This is a genomic window from Anaerolineae bacterium (assembly GCA_016931895.1).
In the GTDB taxonomy this organism is placed as follows: domain Bacteria; phylum Chloroflexota; class Anaerolineae; order 4572-78; family J111; genus JAFGNV01.
In genome coordinates, this window is the sequence record JAFGDY010000013.1 from 17,649 (window position 1) to 28,315 (window position 10,667).

The following is a 10,667-nucleotide window of genomic DNA, read 5'->3' on the forward strand; positions in this document are numbered from 1 at the left end:
TGGAGTTTTCTGCACCTGGTAAGATTTACTGACCTGTGGGTGATAATGCAACGGGTCCGCAACGATTGGGGTCGAATAGATCCTCTAAAAGAGGCAGGGTAACAGGCCACTGACCCGCTTGCGCCAGCCATTCCTTTTCTTGTAAAAGCGCTGTGTAAAACTCAAAATATCTCCTCCGCAGGGCCTGGTGTTGCTGATAACGCATCAGGACCGCCTGTAAGCTGGTCAGGTAGAATTGGCCTGGATCAATCTGAGCTAAACGGCAAGCAAAGCCATTATCGTTTGAAGCCCATCGTGCCTTACATTGACCAAGCAGACCTTCTATCTCAAAAGCCAACTGGTCTGGAAGGCTTCCCAGATTTCCAGTGATCTCCAAGATCGGCCCCGGTGAATACAGAAAATATATTGTCTCATCGGACGCCGAGATGGTCTCTAGCACGCCGCCGAAGGTAAAAAAATGGACGCGTTTGTCTATCCGGTCATAGAGAACTACCCGGCCTGGACAGACATGCCTGGGGCTTGAGAAAGCAGGTTTTAATTTCAGCGTCACTAATCGGGCCAGATTATCCTTATCACCGAGCCGTAGGTGTATCAACTCTGGATCAAAATGTTGTTTAGTTGGGGTTTCTCGAATAGCGATAAGCAATCCGGTGTGGCCGAAACAATGTGGGTGAGACTTGGGGAGAAGGTAATAGCCCCACTTCTCCATCCTGTCAATGAAATCCTGTTCAGACATAACTCTCGCATTATTGCTAAACATTAGACCAATTCTCCAAACCAACCGCGCCGTACCATCCAATTGATAACTTCCAATTTGGGCGCCGGTAGGAGGATAACAAGAGGTAAAACTTCTGAATGGAATCGATGTGCCTGGCGCAAATAAATTCAACCACTATATTATTCATTATATTAAGATTCCCTCTCCGGTAAAAATAGATTGGTAAAAAAAGGGGGGAGAAGTTAGTCTGCCCTCCGTAGGGCGCACTTTTTGCACCCTACGCGGGAATCAAAAAAGGGGACACCTTCTCTAAATGTATCCCCTTGATCGGTAGGCAAAAATAAAGCGGTCTCAGCTTATTCCAAAAAACTTTTGTCCACGGAATCCTCGTATGGCACCGGACCATCAACCAAACCTTTCTCCTGCATCCACCCAATCACGTCGTTCCACTCGGCCTCGGTGGTGATTTCACCTTTGGGATATTTGGGCACATTAAACGTCCCCTGGATACTGGGCGGAACGCGAGTGTTTTCAATCAGCACATCACGGTAGGCGTTGGGGTCTTGGTTGATGTCGGCGACGGCTTTGTTCCAGGCGCGTAAAAACGCTTTTACCGTGTTGGGTTGTTTCGCCAAGGAGTCGGTAGTGAAGGCCAGGATGCTCTGGGAGTATTGCGGAAATTGGGTGTCGTCCACAATCAGGGTGGCGCCGCCGGCCAGGGCGGCTTCGCCCATCGGCTCGGGCAGCAAGGCCGCCTTAAGTTGGCCTTCCATCAGCATTTCAAAACGGACCGGAATGGCGCTGACTTCTTCAATGGCCATCTGCTTGGCGGGCAGGCCATACTCGGCCAGCAGGCGGTCGGCCAGATATTCGATGATCGTATTTTGGCTGATGCCAATCGGCACCCCGGCCAAATCCGCCGGCCCATTCACCTCAAAGCCCCGGGCGGCGACAATACGGAAGTGGGGATACTCAGGATAGGCCCGGCGAGCCAGGGAGATAATTTTGAGCTGCGGGGTTTCCCGGTTAAACAAGGCCACATTTTGCAGGTCGGTCATAGCGCCGTCAATTTCATTGGCCTGAATCAGGGCGCTCTGCTCTTGGGCGCTTTTCACCGGCACCAGTTCCACGTTGATTCCTTCGCCCTCAAAATAACCTTTGTCTTGAGCTACGTAAAAGGGTAATACGTCCAAAATCGGCAGCAGCCCCACTTTCAAGGTGGTATCCTCGGCCGGTTGACCGCCAAGATTGCAAGCAGGGAGCAGCAAGGCTAGTAATAAAAAACAACAAAGTATGCCTCTCATGGTAACCTCCTCCAGGTACAAAATTTGCCATTTTTATATTAAAGTTTCAGAATTTATTGAAACTACAAGAAAAAATGTACTCAGAATGATTGATTTGTCAAATATTGTTATAACGTGGTGATTAAACTGGATGATGGACAAGAGAGCTACCTGGCTGGACCTGGGCAGATTTGAGGGGATGGTAATGCACATATACACGGCGCAAAAAGTCAACATTTTGATACAGTGTGTCTTCCACCTCACAAGCGATGCAATCTCCTTCGGCCACACTTAACGCGCCATCCACACAGATAGTCAAATTGATGACCAGATAGGGGCCAAAACGATGAGCGTGAATTTCTTCAACCTGTTTAACCTCGGGAACTGTTTTAAGCAACACTTTTACCTGTTGGACCAGCGTCTGACCAGGAACGGTATCCATTAGATCGGTGGAAGCGTCGCGTAGGATCTCAATACCTGTGCGCAGAATTACCAGCGCCACCAGTGCCCCAGCTAGGGGGTCAATCCACAACAGACCCATCTGCCCCAGAAAAATACCAATGGCCGCGGCTAACGCCGAGTAGATGTCGTTGCGGTGATCCGAAGTCAGCGCTTGCACAACAACATTGTTGGTTTGCCGACCAATCCGGCCGGTAAAAAGCGTCAGGCCCAATTTGATCAGGATGGTCAGCAACGCCACCCACAATGCCCATCTTGAAGCGCCGCTAAAGTCACTCTGACCAAGCAGTAGGTCGTAAATATCGTTGATGGCTGTCCAGAAAACCGCGATGGCCGTGGTAATCACAAACGCGCCCACAATCAGCGCGGCAATGCTTTCCAGTTGATGATGCCCATAGGGGTGTTCCTTATCGGGCGGCTTGCGGGCCAGACGGAAAAACACGCTCACCACCACATAATAGGCCACATCAGAGGTGGAATTGACGCCATCGGCCAGCAGGGCAGGACTGTGCCCGATGACGCCCACCCCAGTTTTTAATCCAGCTAAAAAAATATTGGCTGCCAACCCCACATTGACAGCCTTCAAACTTTTGCGTTCTCTTTGTTGTGCGTCCATAACATTTCTTGCCAAGTTCAGGTTGTAGCTTGGTGAAACCCTTCTCTAACATCTTACCGTACCTTGACCAGAATATCAATAGACTGCGGTTAACTTTTTATTTAGGAGCGTCCAAGTTAATTTTGAGAGTTGCCTAATCTGATATTTAGATATAGCTAATCACTGAGGGGGTGTCGTGGCTAAGGATTTCAATGAGGCGTCCTCACTCAGGACCCACAACGCGGCAGCCAATTCTATACCAACAACCTGTTCATAGTGACCAATCTTTAAACGAAGGGGGCCACTAAATGGAGCGCGATTGATCAATTGAAAAGATGCGCCAGGCGTCAAACCAATCTCGGTCAGGTATTTGAGTTTATCCGGTTCGTGAGTTTTGATACGGCTGATTTGACCCTGAGCACCGAGGGAGAGAACCGTAAGCGGTTTGTCGTTCACGGCAGGCAGTACGCCCTCACGGGTGGGGATAGGCTCACCGTGAGGACAAGTGGCAGGATACCCTAACATTTCATCCATCCGGTCTTCAATATCCTGAGTAATACCCTTCCGAAGGTTATTGGCCAGATCGTGAACTTCGTGCCAACCGAAATTCATCACATCTACCAAAAATTGTTCTGCCAGCCGGTGGCGGCGAATATTTAACAACGCCATTTTTTGGCCATCCAGCGTAATTTGGACACCTTTGTAAGGCAAATGAGTGACCAGACCGTAATCGTGCAGGCGACTAACCATCCGCACGGTGGCTGGGCCAGATACATTCAAACGCTTGGCAATGGCCGTGGTACTTACCCAGGTTTCACCTTGGCCCAGACGATAAATCTCGTTCAGGTAATCACACATGGCTTCACTCATCTGGAGTTTGGAGTCAGGTTGAACTTGCGTTTGCAAATAGAAATGCCTCCGAAAAATTCCGGCCACGTTTAATAATAAGATTAGATAGTTTTCCGAGTTTTTTCGTTCCTAAACTGAGTTTGGGCCCAAACAAGTTTGAGAATGAGAAAACCTGCATTGTTACTAGGCATGAATTTACGCAAGCCTATACATACTTAGGGGAGAATATAGCATTAAAAAATGATTTGTAAAGTGACGGGTGTGTCCAGAATCTTGAATACATCCTTATAAAATTTTATAAAAAACCATCAAACTTATAAGCCCTGTTAACACCTGTCAATTTGTTGTTACCACTGATAGGCCCAAGTGCATATGCTTCTATTTTAAATATTTAGTCTCACCTGTTGGCTTTGCTCAATACCCATATGATTTTGTTCACAAGGAAATTGTTGATTCAACTTGACGTAATATTATACCTATGATATATTATGTAGTGTAACTCAGTATTATGTCGAGTTACTGGTGTTATAAAAAGGAGACGTGTTATGCCTACGCCCAAGTTTTATTCACTCATCTTGTTCATTCTCATTTTTACTCTCACTGGCTGTGAACTGAGCCGAAACAATCAAACCTCAGACCTGGAAGCTGTAGGAGAACCGCCTACTCCCACCCTGGCCTCCCTGGGAGTGGACAGTGCCGACCTGCCGGTCGAAGCCACACCCATTCCCACCATCATCAATGTGCAGCCAACCGCCACCGAATCTTTGCTGGGAGAGGGACAAGCGGCCGATAGTCCGCTTGAAACACTTGCGCCTACCAGCCAACCTGTTAACCTGGGGGTCACCCCGGCAGCCAATAACCAGGCTGCAGCAGCCTCTGCCAATACCGAGGCGATTGCGCCCGAGACTTTTACCCCGCCTGTGGCCGAAAAGGCCAGCGCCGAGGAGTCGCCCATTATTGTTAATGCCACCTCTACCGAACTTCCTGACAGCGGCCCCATTGCGGCTAACCCTCCGGCTGCCGAAGTAGGCGGTAACTATGGCTCAATAGCCAATGACGGCCCCTACGTTGTTCAGGCCGGCGACACCCTGTTTAGCATCAGCATGCGCTATGGGATGTCGGTGGAAGAATTTATGTATGCCAATGGTTTAACCTCTGATATGATTTATGCGGGCCAGGTTTTGACAATCCCCGGCAGTAGTGGCGCTTACGGCCCCCCCACCCAACCTGTTTATGAGTCGCAACCTATATATGCTCCCATGCAACCCGGTAACGACGGCTATCACGTTGTTTCCACCGGAGAAACTTTGTTTAGCATTGCGCAAAGGTATGGCTCTTCCGTTGAGGCTATTGCCGGGGCAAATGGCCTGGTCTATCCTTACCTTATTTACGAAGGCCAATCCTTGATCCTTCCAGCCTATGGTCTTTATCCGGCTGCGCCGCCGGCAGATGGCGGCTATTATGCCCCTCCAGTAGATAATGGATATTATTATGGAACTCAAGAGCCAGCCTATCCGCTTCCTCCTGATGGCTATTACCAGCCCCAAGAGGCATATCCTGCCCCTGGCGGTGTTGCCGGCACGCACACGGTTGTTCCCGGCGAAACCCTATACTCCATTGCCAACCGCTACGGTACAACGGCCCAGGCTATTGCCACGGCCAACGGCCTGTCTAACCCCAATCAAATTTATGTGGGCCAGGTGCTTTACCTGCCCTAGATAAACCCAACTTCAGGATACATAAAGGCGTTCTTATGGTGAGGACGCCTTTTTTATGCGCCTCAACCGGCCTGGCCGGTTTTGGGTGGGCCAACAAAATAAAAAAATGTCAGGTAATCGTAGGGTAAACCTATTGACTTTGGAACAAAAAATATGGTATAGTAGTACTAACAGAACCAAGGAAGGTTCTGTTAGTAGCCGAAAGGAGGTCCCTATCGAGGTGCCAGATTGGGAATCAAAACGGCTAGCTGGAAACCATAGACGGTAAAAAGGGCCTAAAAGATAAAAGATTATTGGCCAAAGCGCAGCTGGCGTAAACAGTGTTTTATGGGTTCTGGCTGGTCCACAAGATAATAGCTTCTGGTAGTAGTAGAAGCCTTATCAGGCTGAAGGTGAATAAACTTAGTTAACTAAGATTTTTTATAGACCCGGCGCAGAAAAAGCGCCGGGTTTTTTATATTCTCCTTTTTTAAACAATTCTATTTGACAACTTAAAGCTTTTAGTTTATAATCAAGGCGTAGCTTAAAGGTTTCAGTGAATGAAACAACGCCTGTCATCTGGCCTAAAAAACACCGAGGATGTAACTCTCAAAGATATAGCCGCGGCAGTTGGCAAATCCGTGGCTGCCGTTTCCCGGGCCTTAAATGATTACGACGATATAAGCGAAGAAACACGGGAGCAGGTTAAGCGTGTAGCCCGCGAGATGGGCTATTCCCCTAACCTGATGGCCCAACGCTTACAAAAGCGAACCACCGATACCCTGGGTTTTGTTCTGCCGGTTCTTTCGCCCAGAGATGCGAACCCTTTCTTTAGTGAACTTTTAGCCGGCCTGGCCAGTGAAGCCGCCGAACATGGTTTTGATTTGTTGGTTTCCACGTGCGTGCCCGGCCCAGATGAAAAACAAGCCTACCAACGCCTGGTCAATGGGCGGGTAGATGGAATGATTGTGGCGCGGCCTCGTTGCCAGGACAAGCGCCTTGAATTGCTCCTTAAAAAACAGATCGCTTTCATTGTGGTGGGCAATATCAACTTATCCCGCGATATTCTCACCATTACCGACGATGTGGCCGAAGGGGCCAGACTGGCGGTGGAGCACGTGATTGAACAAGGGCACAAACAAATTGCCCTGATCAACTCGCCGCCTGACCTGGTTTTTTCAATAGATTTCCTGGCCGGATATCGTCGGGCAATGACAAAGGCCGGCCTGCCCGTGAACGAGGATTTTTTAGAGCAAAGTGACTTTACCCAAAAAGACGGGTATCGCGCCGCGCAAATTTTGTTAAGTAAGCCCAATATCCCCACCGCCATTGTGGCGGCAGATGATATGATTGCCCTGGGCGCGATGGCCGCCGCCCAAGATCAAGGTTTTGAAATTGGTCACGATCTGGTGGTTACCGGTTATGGAGATGCCCTTTTGGGAGAGTACGCACAACCTCCCTTGACCACCGTTCATCGGCCCACCTATACGTTGGGACAACAAGCAGCCCGCATGTTAATTGCGCGCTTGCGGGGAGAAACTTTGGAAAAGGAATACGTGATCGTCAAGCCGTCGCTGGTCATTCGCCAATCAAGCGATTTGGCTTTGTGGTTATAATCAATCTATAACAAAATCAATTTAAGGCAAAGGAGTAAAAAATGGCAAAAGTTAGATATGAAAACATGACCAAAGCGTGGGGGGATGTGGTGGGGGTTAATAACTTAACCCTGGAGATCCCCGACAAAGAGTTTCTGGTGTTGGTTGGCCCTTCGGGCTGCGGTAAATCTACCGCTTTGCGCTGCCTGGCCGGTTTGGAAGAGATTACGGCCGGCAATATTTACATCGGTGACCGGGTAGTCAATGACATTCCACCCAAAGACCGGGACATCGCCATGGTCTTCCAGAGCTATGCGCTCTATCCCCACATGACCGTGTACGACAACATGGCATTTGGCCTCAAGCTGCGCAAAACGCCTAAAACAGAGATCAACAAGCGAGTGCAAGAAGCGGCCCAAATTTTGGGCATTACCCAATTGCTCGACCGCAAACCCAAACAAATGTCCGGCGGCCAGCGGCAGCGGGTGGCCCTGGGCCGGGCCATTGTGCGTAATCCGGCCGTGTTCCTGCTCGATGAGCCGCTCTCTAACCTGGATGCGAAACTGCGCGTGCAAACCCGCGCCGAAATCTCCAAGCTGCACCAACGCCTGGGCACCACCTTTATCTACGTTACCCACGACCAGGTTGAGGCGCTAACTATGGCCGACCGCATTGCCGTGCTGCGCGATGGGGTACTCCAGCAGGTTGACACTCCGCAACATTTGTACGACCATCCGGGTAACATTTTTGTGGCCGGCTTTATTGGCTCACCGGCCATGAACTTCTACACCGGCACCGTTACCGGCTCCGTTGACGAAATGTACGTTGACTCCGGTCCCATCCGCATCCGCCTGTCGCAAGCCCAGGTTGAACAACTTGGTCAGGAAAATATTGGCCGAGAAGTTGTCTTTGGCGTTCGCCCCGAAGATATTCATCACCCGCAATATGTTCCGGCCGGCGTGAATGAACAGGCCTTTGAATGTACCGTGGACGTGACCGAGTTGATGGGCAACGAAATTTTTGTTTACCTGATTGCCGGCGACGACCAGAACTTCATCGCCCGCGTTGACCCGCGCTCCGATTTGCGCCCCGGCGATAAGGTCAACATCGTCTTCAACGGCGACAAAGTACACGTTTTTGACCGCTCAACCGAGAAGCTGATCGCCACCCCGCAGAATTAATCAGAGTTAAATCAGGAGAGTAGCCAGGGGGAAGCTCAGTTGTTAGGCTTCCCCTTTTTTGTTGCTACCATAAATTTTGCTTTATCTGAAAATAAGGTATGATAAAAGCCGCTGTGATGGACAAAACAAATTAAGGTTTGCTTGAGGAAACAAAAATGTTAGTAACCCTAATTATTATGGATGGCTGGGGCTTGAATCCCCGCCGAGATTATAACGCCATTGCCCTGGCCAATACCCCTTACTTTGATTACATCTGGAACAATTGGCCAAGCGCCACCCTGGAAGCCTCCGGCGAAGCTGTTGGTTTGCCACCCGGCCAGATGGGCAACTCCGAAGTGGGGCACATGAACCTTGGCGCCGGGCGCATTGTGCCGCAGGATTTAACCTATATCAACGGCTTGATTTCTAACGGCGAGTTTTACCGGAACAAAGCCTTACTTGAGGCTATTACGCACGCCCTGGAGCATAATAGCAACCTCCATTTAATCGGCTTGCTTTCTGACGGAGGGGTGCATAGCCATCAAAATCATTTATATGCCTTGTTAGAACTGGCCAAAGAGAAAAAACTGGATCGCGTTTTTGTGCATGCCCTGCTCGATGGGCGGGACACGCCGCCCAGAAGCGGCGCAGGGTATCTCCGGCAGCTTGAGGAGCAATTTGCCCGGATTGGCTGCGGTAAAATTGCCACCATTGCCGGGCGATACTATTCAATGGACCGTGACAAACGTTGGGACCGCACCAAATTGGGCTATGCGGCCATGGTTTACGGGCAAGGCAAACAGGCTACCGGCGCGGCCCAAGCCATTGCCGCCTCTTACGCCGATGAGGTGAGCGATGAGTTTGTGCTGCCGGTGGTTTTGATTGACCAGCAAAACAACCCCATCGCCACCATTAATGATAACGACGCCATCATCTTTTTTAACTTCCGGGCCGACCGGGCCAGGCAAATGACCCAGGCCTTAATGGAACCGGATTTTGCCGGTTTTGAGTTTACCCAGGGCCGCCCCCAGAATCTAAAGATGACCACGTTTATGCCCTACTACGATCACCAACAACCGGACTATGCTTTTGAAGTGCCTGAACCTACCAATGGTTTGGCCGAGTTTTTATCAAGTTTGGGCAAAAAACAATTCCACAGCGCCGAAACAGAAAAATACGCTCACGTTACCTATTTCTTCAACGGTGGCCGCGAAGAGCCGTTTCCCGGCGAAGACCGGGCTTTGGTGCCGTCGCCCAAAGTAGCCACCTACGATTTGCAGCCGGAAATGAGCGCGCGCGGCATCACCGAAAAAGTGGTGGCAGCCGTCAGGTCGGGCCAATACGATTTTGTGCTGGTCAATTTTGCCAATCCCGACATGGTGGGCCACACCGGCTTTTTGGACAAAGCCATGATTGCCGCCGAAGCTGTAGATGACTGTGCGCGCCAGGTGGTTGAGGCGACCGTGAGCATGGGCGGCGTAGCCCTGGTTACTGCCGATCATGGCAACTCTGACCAGATGCTTGACTACGACACCGGCAAACCGCATACGGCCCATACTACCAACCTGGTGCCCTTCATTTACGTGGCCGGGCAAAAACCGGATTGGCGTTTAGCCAACGGCATTTTGGGAAACGTAGCGCCCACCGTGCTGGCCTTGATGGGGTTGGAGAAGCCAACAGAAATGAGCTGCGGCTCGTTAATTAGAGAGCAATCCTGAAACATAGAAAATCCGCGAGTTGACTTGACAATAGGCTGAACTCGTGTTAAATTTTCAAAGTTGTTAGCAGTTGTTCTAAGCCAAAGGAGGACTCGGTCTGAAGTTGATTTGGAACCTCTAGCTTAACCATATTTAGACAGAAAGGAGGTTCCCTTATCAATGACCGACCGTGATACCGGCATTGTCAAGTGGTTCAATGCAACCAAAGGGTTTGGTTTTATTGAACGCAGTAGCGGTGGCGATGTTTTTGTTCACTATAGCGCTATTAGCGGCACAGGCTACCGTTCGTTGAACGAAGGACAGCGGGTAGAATTTACCGTTGTCGAGGGCCAAAAAGGCCCCCAGGCCCAAGATGTTGTGTTAGTCTAAACAGAAAATACGCCGCATCTCAGAGTGCGGCGTATTTTTTTAATTCAGGCAAAAAAGATACCTTAATTTGACTCTTGGGGCTTTATCAGTATACTTGACTTTTGCGCGGCGCAATAGCGTCGTGTTTTTAATTCAAATATGGAGGGGTGCCCGAGTGGCTAAAGGGGGCTGACTGTAAATCAGCTGGCTAGGCCTACGGCGGTTCGAATCCGTCCCCCTCCATC

9 protein-coding genes and 1 tRNA gene are annotated in these 10,667 nt (G+C 50.1%); 6 read left to right on the plus strand and 4 right to left on the minus strand.

Annotated features, from left to right (window positions below; all coding sequences use genetic code 11):
• Positions 1-25: 25 nt before the first annotated feature.
• The 4 genes from JW953_01185 to JW953_01200 form a co-directional block, all read right to left on the minus strand.
• Positions 26-736, minus strand: a complete 711-nt coding sequence (locus tag JW953_01185; protein MBN1991289.1) for a hypothetical protein — start codon at positions 734-736, stop codon at positions 26-28.
• Between the two features lie 338 nt (positions 737-1,074).
• Positions 1,075-2,022 carry an ABC transporter substrate-binding protein gene (locus tag JW953_01190; GenBank protein MBN1991290.1) on the minus strand — a complete coding sequence of 316 codons (948 nt, stop codon included), beginning with the start codon at positions 2,020-2,022 and terminating at the stop codon, positions 1,075-1,077.
• Positions 2,023-2,143: 121 nt separating this feature from the next.
• The gene (locus tag JW953_01195) at positions 2,144-3,076 is read right to left on the minus strand and encodes a cation transporter (GenBank protein MBN1991291.1); all 933 of its coding nucleotides are present in this window, start codon (positions 3,074-3,076) and stop codon (positions 2,144-2,146) included.
• A gap of 159 nt (positions 3,077-3,235) precedes the next feature.
• Positions 3,236-3,961 carry a metal-dependent transcriptional regulator gene (locus JW953_01200; GenBank protein ID MBN1991292.1) on the minus strand — a complete coding sequence of 242 codons (726 nt, stop codon included), beginning with the start codon at positions 3,959-3,961 and terminating at the stop codon, positions 3,236-3,238.
• Between the two features lie 488 nt (positions 3,962-4,449).
• Between JW953_01200 and JW953_01205 the strand changes: the two genes are divergently transcribed.
• The 6 genes from JW953_01205 to JW953_01230 all read left to right on the plus strand — a co-directional run bounded on the left by JW953_01205 (position 4,450) and on the right by JW953_01230 (position 10,665).
• A complete protein-coding gene (locus JW953_01205; GenBank protein ID MBN1991293.1) occupies positions 4,450-5,622 on the plus strand; it encodes a LysM peptidoglycan-binding domain-containing protein in 1,173 nt (390 codons plus the stop codon).
• Between the two features lie 539 nt (positions 5,623-6,161).
• Complete coding sequence (locus tag JW953_01210) at positions 6,162-7,217, plus strand: LacI family DNA-binding transcriptional regulator (GenBank protein MBN1991294.1); 1,056 nt, start codon at positions 6,162-6,164, stop codon at positions 7,215-7,217.
• A gap of 41 nt (positions 7,218-7,258) precedes the next feature.
• Positions 7,259-8,377: an ABC transporter ATP-binding protein gene (locus JW953_01215; protein ID MBN1991295.1), complete on the plus strand. Its 1,119-nt coding sequence runs from the start codon at positions 7,259-7,261 to the stop codon at positions 8,375-8,377.
• A gap of 155 nt (positions 8,378-8,532) precedes the next feature.
• The gene (locus JW953_01220; protein MBN1991296.1) at positions 8,533-10,074 is read left to right on the plus strand and encodes a 2,3-bisphosphoglycerate-independent phosphoglycerate mutase; all 1,542 of its coding nucleotides are present in this window, start codon (positions 8,533-8,535) and stop codon (positions 10,072-10,074) included.
• A 159-nt stretch (positions 10,075-10,233) separates the two neighbouring features.
• Positions 10,234-10,443: a cold-shock protein gene (locus tag JW953_01225; GenBank protein MBN1991297.1), complete on the plus strand. Its 210-nt coding sequence runs from the start codon at positions 10,234-10,236 to the stop codon at positions 10,441-10,443.
• Positions 10,444-10,583: 140 nt separating this feature from the next.
• Positions 10,584-10,665, plus strand: a tRNA-Tyr gene (locus JW953_01230).
• Positions 10,666-10,667 lie beyond the last annotated feature (2 nt).